We start from the raw sequence: 20,758 nt of genomic DNA on the forward strand, positions 1-20,758 counted from the left end.
ACAGACACCCATGAAAAAGAGCAGAGACACATAACAGCACAATTAAATGTAGCCACCTATGGTGAACGCATAAAGAATGAAATTACATCCGGAATTGAGATTACGAATGCTTTGAAGCAAATCTTAATAAGTGAAGATGGTGACATCCATCATTTTGAAACGATTGCCGGAAATCTTATATCTGATTCTATTGAAAGCATACAACTTGCTCCTAATGGTGTTGTAACCGATATTTATCCGGCTGCCGGAAATGAGGCAGGTAAGATTGATCTGATCCATGATAAAGACCGTGGAAAGATTTCCTGTTATGCCAGAGACAACCATACAATCATTACACAAGGTCCTTTCAAATTGAAACAGGGCGGATATGGAATTGCCGTCCGCAATCCAGTCTACCTGAAAGATAAAAACGATCAAGAGTATTTCTGGGGATTTACGATCATTATCCTGCATGTTCCGGACATTTTTTCAGACTCGATCCATGCACTTTCAGATTTTGGATATGAATATAGAATTTTAAAAACAGTTACTCCCTGGAGTAACACTTATAAAGTGGTTTATCAGTCAGATGATCAAATAAACCATCCTGTTTCTTATACTTTTACAATAGGAGATGAAAACTGGAAAATTGAGATAACACCTAAAAGTGGATGGAGGAATAGCACATTAATCATAATCACCAGCGGAATATTTGTTATAATAATCCTTTTTCTGACAGTTCTTACCAGAGTATGGTTAGTAGCAAAAGAACATAAGAACAAATATCAAATACTGGCACATACAGATTCTCTTACAGGTATTTATAACCGCTATGGATTTGATGAGTTAGCAGAAAAGATGATTTCTAAAAATCCGCAAACACATTTTGTGGCTGCACTCCTTGATATCGATGATTTCAAGTTTATCAATGATATCTATGGACACAGTTACGGAGACATGGCATTAAAGAATCTTGCAGACAGCATGAAAGCTTTTTTCCCATCCGATGCATTACTTGGAAGAAACGGTGGTGATGAATTCTGCATTCTTTTACCAAATTGTACCTTTACAGAAGCAGATGTACAGCTACATCAATTCACCGAACTTCCCAAAGTATTCTCATGTCATGGTGAGGAACATGCATTTTATATTTCTCTAGGATATGCAGAATATCCAACATTTGCATCCAACCGTTCACAACTCATGCGCTGTGCAGATGCAGCTCTTTATGAAATAAAGCTTCATGGTAAAAACGGATGTATGGTCTACAGTGAAGGTCTTCAGTCAGGTATCCGCAAACAGCTTGGATTCGCATTCAAGGATATTTCAAAGCATCTCCCAGGTGCATTTATCATATACAGAGCTGATAAAGAAGATGATGAACTATTTTATGCAAATGATGAATTTCTTCATATGTCTGGATATAAAGATATAGATGAACTATTCAGACTTACTAAGAAAAGTTTTCGAAACCTGATTCAGGAAGATGAACAACAACGGATAGAATCAAGTATCTGGGAACAGATTGACAGTGGTAATGAAAATGACTATATTCACTTCCATCTTCGAAAAGCTGACGGAACTTACCTTTCTGTACTTGATCACGGAAGAATCGTAGAAAGCCAGCAATACGGAAGAGTATTTTACGTATTGTTCATGGATTGGGATGATATGTATATTCGATACCGTGATAAATTCTCAAGATAATAAAATATCGCAAAAGGAAAAATCCAGGGCACATCGCATGATGTGAACTGGATTTTTCTCTTTTAATGGTTTCTAACGTATAACATAAAAAATTCTTGTAGTTTTTCTTTTCTCCCACTATAAAACAGCCTCTGAGCGTTTCGTTATATAGAGGGGTACAATTAAGAGCAAGATCCACCCATGTTTAACAGTATTGCCGTTTGGCATCCTGTCATCCTATGGGATTTATCTTGATGGGGATCTCCCCATACCCTCTCAATAACAGACGTTTCACTTGTCTGTTGGTTCCACCTAAAGGTGTTCACAGCACTATTTCTAAGAAAACTGTCATGGATCGGTGCCAACAGGAAGGACTTCACCAGATAGATCTTCTTGCTCCGGCTGAAAGAAAAATTACTCAGAAAGAGTATATGGCACAGAAACATGGTCAGCAAAAACTGGATGAGATCAATCAGAAAATCATCGAAGATGGTCTCAAACCAACATCCACCGTGTTCCTTACACAGAAAGAATATTTGCGTAATGCGATTGATGAATGTGCTGCCACATCCAATAGTTTTGATGAATTCCAATCTAAGCTTCTGGAACAATTTCAGATTTCTGTGATTGAGCATCGTGGCAGATACAGCTATCTTCATCCTGATCGACAGAAGCGGATCACTGAACGTGCACTGGGAACACGATATGGAAAAACACACCTGGAACAGACCTTCTTACGCAAGGATCCATTGGCCATCCTCTATGTCAGATCTCACCTGCGACTGGTTGTAAATCTCCAGACAAATGTGAAAGCAATGCAGAGCCCGGCCTATGCTCATCGGGTAAAACTTTCTAACCTGCAGCAAATGACAAATACCATTACAGTACCTTCATTATTTTTAATTCAATTCTAACTCGTTTTTAACTCGTTTCTTTTTGAGTTAAACTGCGTTAAGAATTAACCACTTTGTACTTAGAATATTTTCCCCCACATAACAATTTCAAACGACCTTCTCCTTGAAGTTTTTTTATAACTGTATATGCCTGTGAAGGAGTTACTTTCAACAATTCAATTACATCTTGCTTTGTGATAATTCCGTTCTGAGTATTTGCCAGCTTCATTACTAATTCAGGATATCTAATACTGTCTATGTCTGTCTGTCGAACATACTGTATTGCTTTTTTATTCTCACGATAAATCTTTTTTCCCAGAATGCAAGTACGATTTTTTTCCTTTTCCAGATGCTTCAATCAATCCAGATTCAATCATAAACTCAATTGCCGATCTGATCTTATTTTCTCCAAGATTTGTCAACTCAACAATCCGTTCAACAGTACATCTTCTTTCATTATTAAGAACCGACAAAATCATTAACACATATATTGATAACGGTTTCCCCTGTCTGTTTTGCTCATCCGCAACAAATTTTGCAAACGGTAAATCTGCTTTTGCTCTTTGAATAAATAATTTAACAGATCTACTGGTGGACTCAGAATAGTCTGGCCAAGGTCTTCCAAAAATGATAGATCCTTCATAAATTCTATCAATTCCTCTTCCCGTTTTCTCAGCTAAGCCAATTCGTTTCATTGCATCTGCAAGTGCCGGATTACGTCCATGTGGTTCTACTGTAAGAAGATTTTTTAAATTAACCCCATCTATAAATCCGCCAGGATTACTAATAGTCATTCCTTCATCATCTATCAAAACCCTTACTGAGCCAAGCATAGTATAATCCCTATGGCAAAATGCATTTACCAAACCTTCTCGAAAAGCAGCCCAGTCAAACTCCGGGATTGGAATTCTAAATAAGCCATACTCGGTCTCTCTTTCCGGATTCCATGCTTTGATATATGTCTCATAGCTCTCGAACAATTCAAGAAGAGGTTTATTACTATCCTCATTTACACGGACAGCTGTTCCCTCTAAAACCTGAAATGCAGCTTTCGCTGTTGGTAGCAACTCTGCAATGCGTTCCTCCTTACCAATTAATAGCATACCTGTAACTGTTGGAACATAGTTACCAGCAACATTTGTAACAAGACGCAATGCAATATCCAATTCCTCATCCGGTAAAGAAAGTAAAGTTTTTTCGCCCCCAGATCTATTCTGGATGATTCGCCGAAGTCTTACTCTCTGATTTGGGTCCAAGTCATCTAAAGTAGCTCCTGCTAAAGGCTGAGCGGAATAATCAAGCATCCCAAGCTCTGCAAGACGAGATGGGATCTCATATGAATACATTGGTATTACTTCCGGGCTTCCATCCAGCTTATTCCGCCTTCTCAATATTTTCCCTGATGCAGTAGATACAACCCCTCGACTTCTTGGCACTTCAATTTTCAAAACATCCTTATCTTCTTCAGTAATTATCTCTGCCCTCACAGCTATAGGCGGAACAGTGCTATTGGCAATCAGCGCAGTTACTCCTATAGGGTCTCTATGTTTTTTATGAACACCGGTAATTGTTCCATCATCTTCAACGCCAAGGAATAAACATCCCCCGGCCGTATTTGTCATTCCAACAATTTCTTCAATAAGATCGTGATCCGGGTAACATTTTAAATCACTCTTGAACTCGATATCTAAACTTTCCTCTTTAGGAATTGTACGCATCTCAATCCCTCCTATCATTTAACTCAAATATAGTGTAACTCGTTTTAACTCATTTGTCGAGTTAAATATCTCATTTAATTCATTTTTACGAATTAAGTTGAATTAGGTATGCTAAATGCAATCTTACATATTCGAAATCATCTATTTTAGTTTTATTACATGGAGGTGTATGATGATAAAGAAAGATTTTGGATCCATTATTGCTAATAAAAGAAAAGACCGAAAACTGTCTCAACCACAACTGGCAGCTCTTCTGTGTGAAAGAGGCTTAGATGTAAAAGCTCATTCTATCAGTAAATGGGAAAAAAATGTAAACCTGCCAAATGTTTTACAATTTTTTGCCCTCTGTGAGATTCTTGAGATTTCCGATATAAATAGAACATTCCAGATTGGAACGGATGAGAAACTTTTCTCCAAATTAAATGACGAAGGACAAGCCAAAGTTCTTGACTACATGAACCTATTAATGAAAAGTGGGGAATACATTCGAGAAGAACCAATCATTTATCAATTTCCACGAAGAACTCTCAGTCTCTATGATCTCCCGGTTTCAGCTGGAACAGGACAATTCCTTGATTCCGACCGTTTTTCCGAAATTGAAGTTGGTGATGAAGTATCTTCCAGTGCTGACTTCGGTGTCCGGGTATGTGGTGACAGCATGGAGCCTCTCTATCTGGATGGACAGATCATCTGGATTCATAAACAAGAAACACTTGAAGAAGGAGAAATCGGTGTCTTCTTCCTTGATGGTGATGCTTATGTAAAGAAATATCATCAATCCGATTCCGGTATTCAGCTTATTTCTCTAAATAAAAAATATGCCCCTATCCAAGTCACTTCCGGATCCACCTTAAAAACTTTTGGAAAAGTAGTTGGCTAATTTTAAAAGGCTGATGGTTCAGAACGAGGACCTGGATTATTTCGGACTCTGCAGTTCATTAAATGCGACTCCGGAACTAATGAGCTTTAAATTATACAGCCTGACAAAACGAGGCCAGGCTTATCATATGCCGATGGAGATTCAGAGCAATTTCCTGGCAAAATAAAGTAAATAAAGATCCTGTTCTATATATCATAGTATGAACAGGATCTTTTTATAATGATTTATTTTCTATCTAAAATTTTATTAAACTGACTAAAGACTCCATAGTTTGTGTGTTTGACTTACTGTTTATATCTATCTTCTCCTAAATATTTTTCTAGTCATTGCAATATAAAATTGCTTATACAGTCTCTTCCTTAAGAGTCCTGGTATTCTGGATAATATACAGAGCGACCGATATGACCATCATTATAGCGCACAAACCAATCAACAGATCTGATACCATCGGTGTAATGTGGAACCATATAATATGCACCGCTGCAGTTCCATATAATAAAAAGGTTACTATCTTTCCATGCCAGTCTGCACCATGTACTTTTCCTGTCTTTCGTATCACAAGACATCCACTGACTACCATATACAGCTCCTTACCTGCCATTATTACGATTAAAAGAAGCACATGCGGAAAACGAGTAAACAGACAGATTAACATCGCTGCCTGTGTCAGCTTATCAGCCACCGGATCAAGTATTTTTCCTAAATTACTAATCCTATGGAATCTTCTTGCGATATATCCATCAGCAAGATCCGTAAGACCAGACAGCAATAAGATTTCACCAGCTAACAGAGGATTTTTCTTTACACAATAACTCCATATAATTACCGGAATCAGACAAAGCCGAAAAAAAGAAAGAAGATTAGGAACCGTAATAATTCTATTCAAATTTTCTTCCTGATTCACTTCACTCTGCATGTACGGTCATCTCACTTTCCTTTTTTTTTAGACATAAACCAATAAAATATAACACAAAATGCTAAAGCAAACACAACACCAAAAACATTTTGAATCACTCTAAGACTAACCGCTCCTTGTAGTCCATAAGTCTCTGCAGCAATGGCTAAAGCACCAAATGTGTTAAATACTGCCTGCCAGCCATATTGTGCTGAAAATCCTACACCGATTCCACCAAGAATTCCTATATATGCATAGATTGACGAAGGAAGCAGAAAATATAATACTGTAAAACATATAACACCTGCAATATTTCCGACAATCCTTTTACGGACTCTGTAGTGCATATCTTCCATAAACGGCAAAATCGCGGACATGGCCGCAATACCAGCCCACATTGCACGTGGCATATTACAAAGTTCTGCAATGCAAAGGACAATCGGTACGCATAAAATCTGACATATCTGCCATTTTGTTCTGGAAGAAGTGATATCAAATTCTTGTATCAGATCTTTCAGATTTCTTTTATAAGTTCTGTTTTTATGATTTCGATAAAATACGAAGCAGGTAAGTGCTGCACCTAAAGCCATTCCGACTAATCGCATCTGATAGCTTTTTCCCGTAACATCATAACCATATAGCAGCAGATACCCAAGAACCAATGTAGATTGATTAAACATGAATGGATTATGGCATCCGAACAGAATCAACACAGCCAGTGCCGCAATATTTAATAGCATTCCCAATACCGGTGAAAACTGATTTGCCAAATGCGGACATACAGTCATAATTACAAAGAACAAAGCCAAAAGCATCGTAGATTGTCCGGTGTGGATCCCCAGATCCGCATTTCTAAACACCATGAGACATAATAAGACTACTACACCTACAATGCTGTTCTCATTTCCAAATAGGATACTGAAAATACTAACAAAGAAAAAACAAAATGCCATTGTAACAGCTATCTTCACCAGATATACCCACATATGATATAATTTTTCTTTTAGTGTTTCACTCTTTTTCAACAGGTTTTTAGAACCTGCCTGATTTAACTGCAACTCCTGATAAAATGTCATATAAATCCTCCCATCTTCTAATTTATCTTAAAACTATATAATCTCATCTTTCTGCTTTGGCAGCTCTATAACAAATCTGCATCCACCATATTCACGGTTTTCTGCTTTGATTGTTCCTCCGGCACTATCTACAATCCGTTTTACAAGTGCAAGACCTAGGCCATTTCCTTCTGCTTTATGAGATCCATCTACCTGATAGAACTTGTCAAATATTCTGGATTTTACATCATCCTCTATTCCTGGTCCTTCATCTTCCAGAATGAACTTAACAGAATCCTGTTCTTGTTTCAGAAACATCGTAATTGTCCCCTTTGAAGGGCTGAACTTAATCGCATTATCCAAAAGATTTATCCAGACATGCATAAAAAGACCTTCATTCCCAGTATATTTAACTTCCTCCAATTCTACCTGAAAACCAATTTCTTTTTCTGTCCATTTTGTTTCCAATGAAAGAAATGCCTGACGGATCTGTTCATCCAGACGATATTCTGTTTTTTTCATTGGTATATTCTGATTCTCTAACTTGGATAACAGCAAAATATTACCAACCAATCCGGAAAGTCTTTGGGTGTTAAATAAGATTTTTTCTACATATTCCTCTTGATCCGGAGACAGTTCTTCTCCCTGAAGCAGCATTGTATATCCTTCAATGGCATTAATCGGGGTCTTAAACTCATGAGAAACATTAGATACAAAATCCATCTGCAGCACCTCTGTTGCACGAAGTTCTTTTGTCATAACGTTAAAACTTTGATAAGATTCTCCAACTTCTGCTATACGGCTGTTCGTTTCCAAATGCTGTTCAAAATCTCCCTGAGAAACTTCCTTCATTGCTTTACTAAGTCTGGTAATTGGTTCCAGTAACTTTGCATTGATAAAGGAAGTGATCAGCCCTGCAATCAATGTATTGAAAATCAAAAGCCAGCCAAGCACAGGTATGCTGCCCGGCAGATTAAAAAAATGATTCAAAAAAGCAAATAATAAAGCAGATATGACTGTTGAAAATACAAGTGCCAGCCAGATTGCACCAGTCAGACAGGATCGGATCCGCAATCCTTTTTTTTTCTTTTGTTCCATTATTTTTTCACCACCTTGTATCCAATTCCACGCATTGTTACGATTTCAAAATCCGGGTTATCTTTAAAACGCTCTCTGAGTCTTCCTATATGTACCTCTATTGTATGTGGGTCTGCCTCCGTCTCGTATCCCCATACTTCATCCATCAACTGTTGTTTTGTAAATATTCTGCCTGGCGAAGCTGCAAGCTTATATAAAAGCAGGAATTGTTTTTTAGGTAAAACAAGACTTTCCTTATCAGTTGTAACCGTCATTGCATCATAATCAAACTCTGTTGAACCGATCACAATTTTGTGTTCATTCAATATCTGTGCACGGCGAAGCAGTGCTCCGACTCTTAAAACCATTTCATTCACATTTACCGGTTTTACCATATAATCATCACTTCCCGAAAAAAATCCCTGACGCATATCATCAAAGGAACCTTTCGCAGTGATCATAAGCACTGGTATCTGATATCCTGCTGAACGAAGTTCTGACACCAGTTCATAGCCATCCATAACCGGCATCATAATATCAGAAATGATCAGATCAATATATTCCTTATCCAATACTTCTAATGCCTGTGCTCCATCCGATGCACTTTTGACTTGATATCCATTCTTCTCAAGCACTTTTTGGAATAGCTGGCTTAATTCTTTATCATCTTCTACAATCAATATTTGAAACACGTTTTCCTTCCTCCTTATTAAAACAGATACCTTGCCCATCCAAGCAGATGCTGTACCAAAAATATTTTTTCTCTGACGTTTCTTTGTTAATTCGATTGGCTCTACATGATATGGATCATTATAAGTTCCGCCTTCTAATATCTGGCGGGACACTTTTTCATATTCCATCATGCCCTCTTCCAACTGTTTATTAATATCTTTACTGCGTATTACAAGCATCAGTTCCGTATCCAGATATGCACTTCTCATGTCCATATTAAAGGAACCGATTACAGACAGATCATCGTCAATCAGAATACTTTTTCCGTGGTATGAATAACCGCCTTCATATTCCCAGATATCAATTCCTGTACTTAAGATTCTATTTCTGTTTTTCGCATAATCGGCAGCCCCAAATGGATTCCCATTATTCGCAACTGAATTTGTCATGATAGAAAAATCTGAAACGTTCTCTGCAATCTCCTCCCATGTATTATACATCATATCATTACAGATAATATATGGCGTGTGGATCTTCACACGATTTTTTGCATTTTTCATCAATTCTCCCAACTGATACCACACTACTGGTTCTTTGGAACCTGTGTGAATAGGATTTGACACTAATGTAATCTTTTCTGTCTCAAAAGTTTCGTCCGTATAATCGGTCTCGCAGATTCTTTCCTTATTCTCTTCAAAATATTTCTGATAGCTGTTCTGCAGCTCTAAAATTGCGTTCTTTACAGATTTTCTATTTGCCAGTTTTTTATTGTCATGAAAATAACCACTGTCTTCCTGATTCCATATGGTTTCAAAATACTCTGACAACTGGTTAACTGAATTTTCTTTCTCAGGTTCATCGCAAACCACTAACACGTCTCTGTCATAGTTCTTATGTCCCGGAAAATCACCCAGGAAATAATTGTATGTATTTCTTCCCCCAAGAATATATCTCTTTCCATCTGCAATCAAATATTTATCATGCATTCTACCCATCATTTTCCACGGTTTCAACGGATTGGCCTTATTATACAGTTTAATTTCAACATTCTCATGGGAAGATAATCCATAGAAATACGGATTTCCTTCCATATCAATCCAACTCTCCATTCCATCTACTAACAGACGAATATGTACACCTCTGTCTGCCGCATCATGCAGTGCTCCTAAAATCAATTTTCCACTTTCATCGGATTGAAATGCAAAAGTAGAAAGAATAATTTCCTTTTTTGCATTCTTGATCAAACGCACTCTTTGTAAAAGCGCTTCTGGATTCTTTTCTATGATTACTGCCCGTTCTGTATTTTCACTGCATTCGTTCCATGACCCATTTTTTGTTTCTTTTTTGGTTGTATTGGACACTTCCGGCTGCTTTTTATATGCAACGCAGATTCCGAGCAATTCATAAAAAACCACACATAAAAAAATTGACAGTATAGCAAAAACAATTTTAAATATCTTACGTTTTCCCATCGCACATCACCTGACTTTTTTCATCTTATGTCTATACAATACAAAGTCAGCCTCAATTTAACCTCAACAAGGTTTGTTTTTTTCATCCATGCAAAATCTTCTTTGTACAACAGACTGTTAGATATAGCAAAAACGGCCTTTCAAAAACAGTTAACTTCTAAATCAACTGTTTTTTGAAAGGTCGTTTCATCAAATTCTTATAGCAATCCAGCAAATAATCTCATAAATAATTGTCCCAGTCGCAAATATGCACTTCGTCCGGTTTGATATTGGTCTGTCACATCACGACATTCTCCCATCGTTCTTATCAGATCATTTTTTATTTCCACAACTGCCTGACAATCTGCCATAAAACAGCCGTTTTCAAAATGGTGATATAAACTTCGATAATCCAAATTAATTGTTCCACAAGTTGCCATACAGTCATCTGCCACACTCATTTTTGCATGACAGAAACCAGGGGTCCACTCATAAACACGAACACCATGTTTAACTAATCCATGATAAAAAGAACGAGTTACATTATAAATGAATTTTTTATCAGGGATACCAGGTGTGATAATTCTTACGTCTACCCCTCGCTTAGCAGCCAGACATAACGCATGCGTCATTTCATCTGTTATGATTAGATATGGAGTCATAAACCAACAATATTTTTCAGCTTTATTTATCATACTGATATAAACTTCTTCTCCGACCTGCTCATTATCCATAGGACTGTCTGCATAAGGCTGAACAAAACCTGTTTGCTGTGCTTTATAATCGTAATGAATAATGTATTTACTAAAATCAGTATCATTCGTAGCTTTTTCACTAACAGCATTCCACATTTCTAAAAATGTCACTGTAAGCGACTGAACAGCATCTCCTTCTAAACGAATACCTGTATCTTTCCACTGTCCATACGGGTGTGTGTAATTAAAATATTCGTTTGCTAGATTATATCCACCTGTAAATCCGACTTTTCCATCAATAACTGTTATTTTTCTATGATCACGATTGTTCAAAAACAGATTTAAACCTGGCATAAACGGATTGAATACACGGCAATGAATTCCTATTGCCTCCATTTTTTTCACAAAATCTGTGTTAATAAAGCCTATAGAACCCATATCATCGTAGAATACTCTAACTTCCACACCTGCTTTTACTCGCTCTTCCAGAACATCTTGAATCTTATGCCATGCTTCAGCGTCTTCTATCGCATGATATTCCATAAAGATAAACTTTTGTGCTTTCTCCAAATCCTTAAGCTGTGCCTCTAATCCTTTCACTGCTTCATCAAAATACACAATATCCGTATTCTGATAGATTGGATACTGCGAATTTCTTTGTATATAACTTGCAATATTTCCTGCCTTCGGAATCGTTTCGTTTATTCTGTTTAAGCACTCCTGATTATCGGAAAGCATTGGTAACAATTTGCTATCAATTTCTGCATATCGCTCACGCATTTTATGTGTGCCACCATTCAAACCAATCAACAAATACAGGCCTACACCCATAATTGGGAAAATTAGAATTAAGATGACCCAAGGCATTTTCATAGAGGATGTCTTATTTGATGCGTACAATCCCAAAACCAAGATCCCACTCAAAATCCTTGTAAATAAATTTATGATTTCTGCATATTCATTCAAGCGTGTTACGATAGTAATAATAAAAATCACTTCCAGAAGAATGCAGATTATGGAAAAACACAGCCGTTTTACCCCATTTTTTGTTTTTGCTTTGCCCTCTAAAGTATCTTGTTTCATATATATTCCACCTTCCTACTTGCTCAGTTTTCTCCCTAAATTTCGTGGAACATACCAATTTTGTCTTTTATTCTCTGCATTTCATTATCTGCTTCAATGATAGCTCTTGCAGAATGAAGTAATTCTTCACTTATCTCATCATAGCCAGGCATTTCTTCAATTCCTTTTTTATAGCGAAGTTGATGTTCCAATGTTGCCCAGAAATCCATACCATTGGTTCGAATCTGTAATTCTACACGCATAGGTGTTTTACCCTTAGCAAAAAATACTGGTATTTCAACAATCATATGATAGCTTCGATAACCATTCGATTTTGGATTTTTTATATAATCTTTTATTTCAATAACTTTAATATCATCCTGTTGGGTAATCAAATCTGATATCATATAAATATCGTCAATAAACGCACAAACTATTCGAACGCCTGCTACATCATTGAGATATGTCTGTATATTTTCTGTTGTAAATTCATATCCCATCTTCTGCAGTTTATCGTAAATACTATTGGGCTTCTTAATTCTTGTTTTTATAAAAGAAATAGGATTTCGATTGTTCTCAACTGAAAATTCATCATCCAAAACCTCAAGTTTAGTTTGTATCTCCCGAATAGCACAACGATACATCATCATTAAATTATAAAATTTTGTAGCATTATTTAAAAACTGTAGTGATTCCGGACTGTTCATCCTGAGTTTTTTTACTTCATCTTTTGTCATGGAACTTTCCTTTCTACCTCATCCCTGATTTCAAAACATTATTTATTTTGATAGTTGATTCGTTCTCCTTGAATTACTGAATAACAAATCATTTTATCACTATCCAGATTTTCTACATGCATATCTACTGCACTGATCTGATGGTTTTCATAAGTATTGTAATAATAAATACCTTTTGTAACATTACAACACGACGTATACAATGTGATTTCATATTTTCCATCCGCTACTTCGCAACATCCTCGTTGCTGATCCACAGATCCGAGAATGTGGAAGAATTGGCTAACGCTTTCTTCCTCTGATTCACCTGAAATTGCATTTACCTTTGTAAAAGCTACACGTACAAAGCGTGAGGAAGATGAGAGATCTCCCGGAAGACCTAATCCTCCCATACCTCTACTATATGCATCAAGAGCCAAATTTTCGCAGAAAGTATTTCTGGGCTGTTTAGGAGATAAATGCATATAATTATTTAGTTGAAACATCTGCTGTGGAAATGGCGGATTATTCGTAAGCACTCCTACTGGATTATCATAAATATGCAAACCATCTGACATAGATTCTACCGTAATTGACTCATTCTCATCAGAAATGATCCAGTGTAATTGTGCTAATGGCAATTGCTCGCTGAAAGGAGTATTAACAATATTAATTCGTTCAAGAAGCTCGCGAACTTCAACTAAAGAAGAACACTGACTTAAAATCCACGGAATAAATTCAAACTGTGCAATATTTTCCACATCTGGCTTAATCGCGGCATAAACAGCATTTCCGACAAAATTCAGTCCTGCCATTGCCACTCCTTTTTTCATTCATAGCATCATAATACAAAGGATAATCCTCTGCAACATGAGCCATTCCAATAATTGCATAATGATTTTTCATATCGCCAACATGGCGAAAATTAAACGCATAATTACGTGGTGTAATTACTATCTGATCACCATAAGAGAATTCATAATCGAGGGTTCGTCCAAAGTAAAAATCTTTTGTCTTATAAGTTGCTGCTGTACACATGATCGTTTATCCTCCTAAATAGATTGAAATATGTCAATGAGTTTTTTTTCTTGAACAATAGTATAGCACAATCTTTTATTTTGTTCCAACTTCATACATGATCATAACATGTAAACTTTAAACTATTTTCCTGGATTATTTCTCCATCAGTTTTTCAAACCAAGTATCCATAGCTAGGATGAATTGACCTACGTCTGGCAATTCTTGCAGCATTTCGTTTAGGGTTTTGTGCTTCACATATTTCTGCACATACACCCAACAGGCAAGGCTACTGGCTTCTGATACAATGTCAGCTATGGTTTTGCGCATAAGCTCTTCAAATTCAGCAATTTCTTCTTTCGGAACAACATCATATGTGGTGACAGTATGGAGCCTCTCTATCTGGATGGACAGATCATCTGGATTCATAAACAAGAAACTCTTAAAGAAGGAGAAATCGGTGTCTTTTTCCTCGATGGTGATGCTTATGTAAAGAAATATCATCAATCTGATTCCGGTATCCAACTTATTTCTCTAAATAAAAAATATGCTCCTATCCAAGTCACTTCCGGCTCCACCTTAAAAACTTTTGGAAAAGTAGTTGGCTAATTTTAAAAGGCTGATGCATTAACAGCTCACTTCTGCTATGCACCAGCCTTCTATTTTATATTTCTTCATATCCACAAATTTCTTCCACAGGTTTTTCAAAAAATTCTGTGAAATCATGATGGAGCTGATATGTAGGATTTATAAATTTGTTCCTCTCCAGTCTCCTTATATTATCCTTGCAATTTTCCACCATCTCGGCAAGTTCTGCTTGTGTAAATCCAGCTTCCATGAGAATTTTCTTTAAGCTTGTCCTTAGTTCTTTCATTGGCAAAAATTTCCATCTGTTTCTGCGCCATATATTATCCATTTCATAAACATCCTGCAATGCTTCATCTTTGGAAATAAACTGTTTGTCTAAATTTGATGTATCTCCCGGAAGTGTATAATGAACATTCCAATGATCATTTTCTGCCTGCACTGTATATAAGCCCTCTTTTCCAAGAAGCAACAAATAATCTGCCTGCTCTTCCAAAAATACTACACCATTAATCATTTTCTATTATATTGCATTTTTCTACTTTCCAAACCCTTTCTGCTGAATTTACTCTTTATAATAAACGTATCAAAATGAAAAAAATCACAGCAAATTTCAAATTATTTTATTTTTGTACAATATCACTATAATTTGTCTCAGGGTAAAGAAACAAATGCACCTGTTATAGTGGCTCCGCCGTAGTTCCAACTTTTACATGGAATAAAAGGAAAAGGACAGCACAAAAAAGACGAAACTGCACTGCCTTTCCTGGCCAGATACAGTTCCACCTCTTTACATTCCTTTTTTGTTATTTAATGTATTCTTTTATTAACATCTGATCTTTTAGACAATGCTTAAATACTTTGTTATAAAGGATTCAGATATCGTCACTTTTTCTCACTAACGATGCGATTTTCCTGATGCTCCGACACTTATCTGTCATTTTGTTTCTGCTTCAGTTCCTTTTCCAAACATGTATCGTCTTTAATGTATTTAGCGATTGTATCAGTTACTTCTTCCATGTTAATCGGCTTGGAAATATGGTCATTCATGCCTGAATCCAAGGATTCCTGAATATCATCTATAAAAGCATTTGCAGACAAAGCTATAATTGGAATCGTAACTGCATCGGACCGTTCTATACCCAAGGCTCGAATGGCTTTTGCTGCTTGGTGTCCATCCATGTTTGGCATCATAATATCCATCAAAATAAGGTCGTATGTGCCTCGTGGATGATTTTTAAACAAATCCACAACTTCTTTTCCGTCTGATGCGCGTGTTACGGTCATACCAGCATCTTCCAGTATTATCGTAGCAAGTTCAGCATTTAGATCATTATCCTCAGCCATAAGAACATGAATACCCGTCAAATCTCTATGTAGACGTTGTTTTTGTTCTGATTGAATAACCTGTTCTGGCAACTCCAGTGGGATCTCCACTGTGAATGTAGAACCTACACCTTTTTTGCTCTCAACAGCAATCGAACCGCCCATCATATCCACATATTTTTTTGTGATGGCCATACCAAGACCGGTTCCCTTATATTGAGTTCTGGCATTAGCATCATCTTCTTGTGAAAACGGATCGAATAATTTTTTCTGGAACTCTTCGCTCATGCCAATACCGTTATCTCGAACAACATAACGAGTTATGATATGTTTCTCATCCGCTCCTGGGTAACTGCTGATATCCAAAGTAATCTTTCCGCCGTCCTTGGTGAATTTCACAGCATTGCCAAGAAGATTCACCAAAACTTCTCGGATACGCACAACATCCGCAAGGACATATGGGTTCTTTGGTCTTTCTCGATGTACTTCAAACTTAAGATCTCGGTTATAAAGAAGTCCATTCATAATCGCCTGGACGTTATCTGTCAATTGAGTAATGTCCACTGGCTCGGGCGAAATAGTAACTTTTCCACTTTCAATGCGAGTAAAATCCAGAACGTCATTCAACAAAGAGAGAAGATGATTCGAACTTTTTTGAACTTTCTCCAAGCTATCATGAATATCTGAAACCGTGTTCTGGTGAAGCGCAATGTTTGTAAATCCAATAATGGCATTCATCGGCGTTCTGATGTCATGGCTAATACTAAGCAAAAACGCAGATTTTGCTTTGTTGGCAGCATCTGCTTCCTCAGCGGCGGTCATTAATAATTGTTTTTGTTTTTGCTCTTCTGCCTTGCTTTTCTGGTAAACATAATAGGTATATAGACAAATTAAAAGCAATACAGCTCCTGCGACTAAACCGCAGATGATGGAAATATGATTCGTCTTTTCAACCATTCCATAAGCCGATTGCATATCCATTTCAATGCAAAATGCGCCAATGATTTCTCCTGTCCCATCATGATTTGCGCTTACAGGATAGCAAGCCGTAAAAATCGGCCCCCATGTTGTATCAATGATATCCTGAGAGTACACACTCTCCCCAGAAATAGCCCTATCAATATACGGAACCATTTCTTCCTCAATATAATCTCCAGGGTGCCTTACATCATCCGCATCCGAATCCAAACCGTCTACCACGTAAACGAGTTTTCCTTCTTCATTTTTTTTAGCGGTGTAAATATATCGAGTAGAATTCAGTGTTCTGATTTCATTGAAATATGAAGAAATATCCTTATATATTTGCTTCTTTTCATCAGATTGATCTTTGATTTGATCAAAATCTTCTTTGCTGATTCTTCCATCCACAAGTTTGTGTACTGCATCTGCACTCGCTGTATCACGCGCAATTTCTGTTTCAAGGGCGGTCTTAGTGTAAGAACTTTGCAGGATAAATGTGTACAGTGCTATTACAAAAATTATCGAAAGCCCCATAAGCACAAGGATACTACCTGTATTCTTCAGTCTAAGGAATTTCTTTTTCTTCAAATTAACTCCTTCTTTTGTTTTCTTCATGTCGTTCACTCATATCCTCTCTTCATTCTCTTCCAAATATTCCGAGCATTTTATTATATCACAGCAACATATTGTTCCGCTATCAATTTTTCAAGACATGTGTCTATGACAAATACATTATTAAAAAATGGTACAATGCCAATAGCTGTCATCTCTCTTCTCCATTTTTTAGCTGCTTCAGCAATAATCCGCACATCCAAAATAAACATTTCTTTGATTTTTTGTGTTTATACCTGAGAGCTAAGAATAGCAGGGACAGGCAGTGTATATACACTGCCGGGCATTCGCCTCAAAAGCGGGACCCTCCCCACTTTTGGAATCTTCGCTTCGCTCGATTTTATGAAAACATAAGGGAGATTTTTATATGGCAAACAGAAAAAGAGATGTACAGATACCACTTATTTGAAAGCAATGTATCAGGAAATGCACAAGATTGGTGTGAACATCAATCAGCTTACCAAAGTCGCAAATACAGTAGGTACTGCCACACCACAAGATATTCCTTGTTGGGCGAGACGGAGAATTTGATCAGCTTGTTTCATCAACGGTTCGCAGATGCAAGCGAACCATCCGTGATGACAACAGTTCTCTCGTTCTTGTACTGCCATATATGACGGCAGAATATCGGGACAATGAACAGGCATTTCATGAGTATTATGATGAAATTGAAATCTGTCTCGAATCCGCAGAAAAGCACTTCAAGTCCGCCCATCAAGTCAGAAACCGGTCCATGGTTGACCGGTCGGATTTAGTTATTTTCTGCGTAAAACGCAATTCTGGCGGAGCTTATCGGACCATGCAATATGCAAAAAAGGCAGATGCAAAGATCATGAATCTGCCAGATGTACCTCGTTGACTTTCGTATTATTTTTCTCGGAAAGGAAGAACATGAATAAAAAGAAACGAATAGCCATTCTACTTGCCGTCATTATTGTTGTGGCAGTTGGAATTATAATTGCGGTGGCATCACATCAGAAACAGGAAATGGACTTCGATGAATTTGCTGACCGTTTTGAAAAGAGCGCAGAAGAAGTTCTTGGAGAAGATGTAAGGAAGATCTCCAAAACAGAACTCGCAGCCACACTGACCTATGGAGACCCAAATGACAAGGATAACAACATCTACTACCGTATCCTTAAAACCACATTTTACGAAGGAGGCCCGGAAGAAATCACCGGATTACATACGGAAGCCCTGGGTTTGCTTTTCCCTGTTGACAGTATGGACAGTTGTGAGGAAATGATGATTCAGGATTGGCCGGGCGCTCTTTACAAGAAAGATGACACGGCATTTCTCTGTTGGACTTATTCTCCGGAAGTCACTTATGTTCTGGAATACACTCCAAGCAAACTTGATGATTCCGAAATCATCAAAATGGCTGAAAGTGCAGAACCTGTAAAATAAAAAACCACAGTCTACACTTCAAATCGGAGCGTGACTGTGACTTTTTTATTTATGCACGGGAATGATTTTTCTATTATTCCTTCTTGGAAAAATGTGATTTTATCACGGAGAGTACCCCCGAAACAGGTTATAATACGAGTACAAAAACACAAGGAGGTACTCTTATGAGACTGAAAGATAAAGTTGTAATTATCACCGGAGGCAGCCGTGGCATTGGTTACGCTACCGCAGACAAATTTTTGAAGGAAGGTGCTACGGTAATCCTGACCGCAAGCTCGCAAGGTTCTGCTGATAAAGCGGTTGAGCAGCTAAAAGAAAAATACCCTGATGCAACAGTTGCTGGAATCAGTCCTAACCTATCCAATTTGGAATCTGTCCGCAATGCTTTCCGAGAAGCTGCCTCAAAATACGGTTGCATTGATATTCTGGTGAACAATGCCGGTGTATCCGAAAGCACTCCCTTTACCGAGTATACGGAGGAAACCTTTGACAAGGTTATGGATCTGAATGTAAAAGGCGTGTTCAATGCTACAAGAGCCGCCAGTGAGTGCATGATTGCAAAAGGTCACGGTGTTATTCTCTCCACCTCCTCAATGGTTAGCATTTACGGCCAGCCCAGTGGCTTTGCATATCCAGCATCCAAATTTGCTGTCAATGGCCTGACGGTTTCCCTTGCCCGGGAATTGGGTCCGAAGGGTATTCGAGTGAATGCAGTCGCTCCTGGTATTACCCTGACTGATATGATGAAAGCTGTTCCCAAGGAAGTAATTGATCCGCTCATCAAACAGATCCCCCTGCGCCGCCTGGGTCAGCCGGAGGATATTGCCAATGCATTTGTGTTCCTGGCATCTGACGAAGCATCCTATATCACAGGTGTTGTACTCAGCGTAGACGGCATGGCAAGAACATAAAAATCGGAAACAGGGCAGCTGGAAACGGCTGCCCTATCTTCAAAATATGGAGGTCTATACATGAAAAGATTTATTCCCATTTTAATGATGCTTCTACTTTTAACAGGTTGTGGAGCCCAGTCATCTGAAACTACCTATCGACAGATTTCCATGGAGGAAGCTGTCACGATGATGGAGGAGGAAACCGAATACATCATCCTCGATGTACGGACTGCTGAGGAATATAGTGAAAAGCATATTCCAGGTGCGATTAATATTGCCAACGAATCCATCGGCACAGAGGACATTCCGGAGCTGCCGGATAAAGATCAGTTGATTCTGGTATACTGCCGCAGCGGTAATCGGAGTAAGCAGGCCTCTGAAAAGCTGGTAAAACTGGGCTACACCAATATCGTTGAAATCGGCGGTATTAATAGTTGGCCCGGTGAAACCGTCGCCGGCGATAAGTGACAAAATCACGGAAAAAGCAACGACTACTGGATATACTAAAGCCATAAAAAAGAAAACAGGAGGACTTAAATATGTCTGCTATCAATGTAAATAAAAACAATTTCAATCAAGAGGTTTTGAACTCGGACAAGCCCGTCCTGATGGATTTTTGGGCTCCCTGGTGTGGTCCTTGCCGCATGGTAGTTCCTCTGGTAGAGGAAATTGCCGAGGAGCGCTCCGATATCAAGGTTGTTAAAATTAATGTGGATGAGGAACAGGAACTGGCTATGCAGTTTGGTGTGATGAGCATTCCCACTCTGGTGGTTATGAAGAACGGCAAAGTCGTAAATCAGGCCACCGGTGCCAGACCTAAGGCTCAGATTCTCGCCATGCTGTAAGGAGGTGCAAAGATGGGATTTTTTGATTTCCTGAAAGGCCCTGACATCAATCAGGGTGTCAAAGAATATAGCGTTACGGATGGCGCAGTCCTGCTGGATGTTCGTACCCCTGACGAATACCGGCAGGGGCATATCCCCGGCAGTAAAAATATTCCTTTGCAGTCCATTAACAAAGTGGCTGGCGTGATTGACAATAAAGCTACCCCCATTTTTGTTCATTGTCTCAGCGGTGCAAGAAGCCGTCAGGCAACTGCTATTTTGCAGCAGATGGGTTATACCAATGTGAAAAACATAGGCGGAATTTCCGCTTATGCAGGAAAGGTGGAACGCTAAT

The 20,758-nt window shown here is 38.1% G+C and carries 20 protein-coding genes and 3 pseudogenes; 10 read left to right on the forward strand and 13 right to left on the reverse strand.

The features are described from left to right. The first annotated feature begins 111 nt into the window (after nt 1–111). The gene (locus tag RJD28_17770) at nt 112–1,686 is read left to right on the forward strand and encodes a diguanylate cyclase (protein WNV57976.1); all 1,575 of its coding nucleotides are present in this window, start codon (nt 112–114) and stop codon (nt 1,684–1,686) included. 317 nt (nt 1,687–2,003) lie between these two features. Then, a pseudogene (locus tag RJD28_17775) lies at nt 2,004–2,546 on the forward strand (relaxase/mobilization nuclease). A 308-nt stretch (nt 2,547–2,854) separates the two neighbouring features. On the opposite strand, the gene RJD28_17780 reads toward RJD28_17775, so the two are convergent. Next, nucleotides 2,855–4,276, reverse strand: coding sequence for a putative DNA binding domain-containing protein (locus tag RJD28_17780; protein ID WNV57977.1), 1,422 nt, complete (start codon nt 4,274–4,276; stop codon nt 2,855–2,857). Nucleotides 4,277–4,448: 172 nt separating this feature from the next. Here RJD28_17780 and RJD28_17785 point away from each other — a divergent pair, with 172 nt between their 5' ends. Next, a complete protein-coding gene (locus RJD28_17785) occupies nt 4,449–5,156 on the forward strand; it encodes a S24 family peptidase (GenBank protein ID WNV57978.1) in 708 nt (235 codons plus the stop codon). 343 nt (nt 5,157–5,499) lie between these two features. On the opposite strand, the gene RJD28_17790 is transcribed toward RJD28_17785, so the two are convergent. The 9 genes and pseudogenes from RJD28_17790 to RJD28_17830 all read right to left on the reverse strand — a co-directional run bounded on the left by RJD28_17790 (nt 5,500) and on the right by RJD28_17830 (nt 14,225). Further along, nucleotides 5,500–6,072 (reverse strand): CDP-alcohol phosphatidyltransferase family protein, encoded by a 573-nt coding sequence (locus RJD28_17790; protein WNV57979.1) that lies wholly within the window; start codon nt 6,070–6,072, stop codon nt 5,500–5,502. Nucleotides 6,073–6,083: 11 nt separating this feature from the next. Continuing rightward, the gene (locus tag RJD28_17795) at nt 6,084–7,127 is read right to left on the reverse strand and encodes an FUSC family protein (protein ID WNV57980.1); all 1,044 of its coding nucleotides are present in this window, start codon (nt 7,125–7,127) and stop codon (nt 6,084–6,086) included. A 33-nt stretch (nt 7,128–7,160) separates the two neighbouring features. Further along, nucleotides 7,161–8,204, reverse strand: a complete 1,044-nt coding sequence (locus RJD28_17800; protein WNV57981.1) for a HAMP domain-containing sensor histidine kinase — start codon at nt 8,202–8,204, stop codon at nt 7,161–7,163. Next, the gene (locus RJD28_17805; protein ID WNV57982.1) at nt 8,204–8,914 is read right to left on the reverse strand and encodes a response regulator transcription factor; all 711 of its coding nucleotides are present in this window, start codon (nt 8,912–8,914) and stop codon (nt 8,204–8,206) included. Before RJD28_17805 ends, RJD28_17800 begins: the two co-directional genes overlap by 1 nt. Then, nucleotides 8,893–10,327, reverse strand: a pseudogene (locus RJD28_17810) (phospholipase D family protein). The gene RJD28_17805 and the pseudogene RJD28_17810 overlap by 22 nt, the downstream one beginning before the upstream one ends. 197 nt (nt 10,328–10,524) lie before the next feature. Further along, entirely contained in the window at nt 10,525–12,084 is a 1,560-nt protein-coding gene (gene cls / locus RJD28_17815) for a cardiolipin synthase (protein ID WNV57983.1), read from the reverse strand. 35 nt (nt 12,085–12,119) lie between these two features. Beyond that, nucleotides 12,120–12,800 (reverse strand): GTP pyrophosphokinase family protein, encoded by a 681-nt coding sequence (locus RJD28_17820; GenBank protein WNV57984.1) that lies wholly within the window; start codon nt 12,798–12,800, stop codon nt 12,120–12,122. A gap of 38 nt (nt 12,801–12,838) precedes the next feature. Next, a pseudogene (gene bsh, locus RJD28_17825) lies at nt 12,839–13,817 on the reverse strand (choloylglycine hydrolase). A 135-nt stretch (nt 13,818–13,952) separates the two neighbouring features. Then, on the reverse strand, nt 13,953–14,225 hold the full coding sequence (locus RJD28_17830; protein WNV57985.1) for a hypothetical protein: 273 nt from the start codon (nt 14,223–14,225) through the stop codon (nt 13,953–13,955). Between RJD28_17830 and RJD28_17835 the strand changes: the two genes are divergently transcribed. Continuing rightward, nucleotides 14,184–14,405: a S24 family peptidase gene (locus RJD28_17835; protein ID WNV57986.1), complete on the forward strand. Its 222-nt coding sequence runs from the start codon at nt 14,184–14,186 to the stop codon at nt 14,403–14,405. The genes RJD28_17830 and RJD28_17835 overlap by 42 nt on opposite strands. A 55-nt stretch (nt 14,406–14,460) precedes the next feature. Here the strand turns inward: RJD28_17835 and RJD28_17840 are convergent, their stop codons facing one another. The 3 genes from RJD28_17840 to RJD28_17850 all read right to left on the reverse strand — a co-directional run bounded on the left by RJD28_17840 (nt 14,461) and on the right by RJD28_17850 (nt 17,482). Next, nucleotides 14,461–14,877, reverse strand: coding sequence for a hypothetical protein (locus RJD28_17840; GenBank protein ID WNV57987.1), 417 nt, complete (start codon nt 14,875–14,877; stop codon nt 14,461–14,463). Nucleotides 14,878–15,311: 434 nt separating this feature from the next. Then, nucleotides 15,312–17,282, reverse strand: coding sequence for an ATP-binding protein (locus tag RJD28_17845; GenBank protein WNV57988.1), 1,971 nt, complete (start codon nt 17,280–17,282; stop codon nt 15,312–15,314). A gap of 53 nt (nt 17,283–17,335) precedes the next feature. Continuing rightward, entirely contained in the window at nt 17,336–17,482 is a 147-nt protein-coding gene (locus tag RJD28_17850) for a hypothetical protein (GenBank protein ID WNV57989.1), read from the reverse strand. Between the two features lie 223 nt (nt 17,483–17,705). On the opposite strand from RJD28_17850, the gene mobC reads away from it, so the two are divergent. The 6 genes from mobC to RJD28_17880 all read left to right on the forward strand — a co-directional run bounded on the left by mobC (nt 17,706) and on the right by RJD28_17880 (nt 20,757). Continuing rightward, the gene (gene mobC / locus RJD28_17855; protein WNV59673.1) at nt 17,706–17,810 is read left to right on the forward strand and encodes a plasmid mobilization relaxosome protein MobC; all 105 of its coding nucleotides are present in this window, start codon (nt 17,706–17,708) and stop codon (nt 17,808–17,810) included. Between the two features lie 360 nt (nt 17,811–18,170). Beyond that, complete coding sequence (locus tag RJD28_17860; protein WNV57990.1) at nt 18,171–18,686, forward strand: DUF4367 domain-containing protein; 516 nt, start codon at nt 18,171–18,173, stop codon at nt 18,684–18,686. Between the two features lie 164 nt (nt 18,687–18,850). Further along, a complete protein-coding gene (locus RJD28_17865; protein WNV57991.1) occupies nt 18,851–19,597 on the forward strand; it encodes a 3-oxoacyl-ACP reductase family protein in 747 nt (248 codons plus the stop codon). Nucleotides 19,598–19,657: 60 nt separating this feature from the next. After that, nucleotides 19,658–20,047 (forward strand): rhodanese-like domain-containing protein, encoded by a 390-nt coding sequence (locus tag RJD28_17870; GenBank protein ID WNV57992.1) that lies wholly within the window; start codon nt 19,658–19,660, stop codon nt 20,045–20,047. A 71-nt stretch (nt 20,048–20,118) separates the two neighbouring features. Further along, entirely contained in the window at nt 20,119–20,424 is a 306-nt protein-coding gene (gene trxA / locus RJD28_17875; protein ID WNV57993.1) for a thioredoxin, read from the forward strand. A gap of 12 nt (nt 20,425–20,436) precedes the next feature. Beyond that, complete coding sequence (locus RJD28_17880) at nt 20,437–20,757, forward strand: rhodanese-like domain-containing protein (GenBank protein WNV57994.1); 321 nt, start codon at nt 20,437–20,439, stop codon at nt 20,755–20,757. The last annotated feature ends 1 nt before the right edge of the window (nt 20,758 follow it).

The sequence above is a fragment of the Oscillospiraceae bacterium NTUH-002-81 genome (genome assembly GCA_032620915.1).
Lineage (GTDB): Bacteria > Bacillota > Clostridia > Lachnospirales > Lachnospiraceae > JAGTTR01.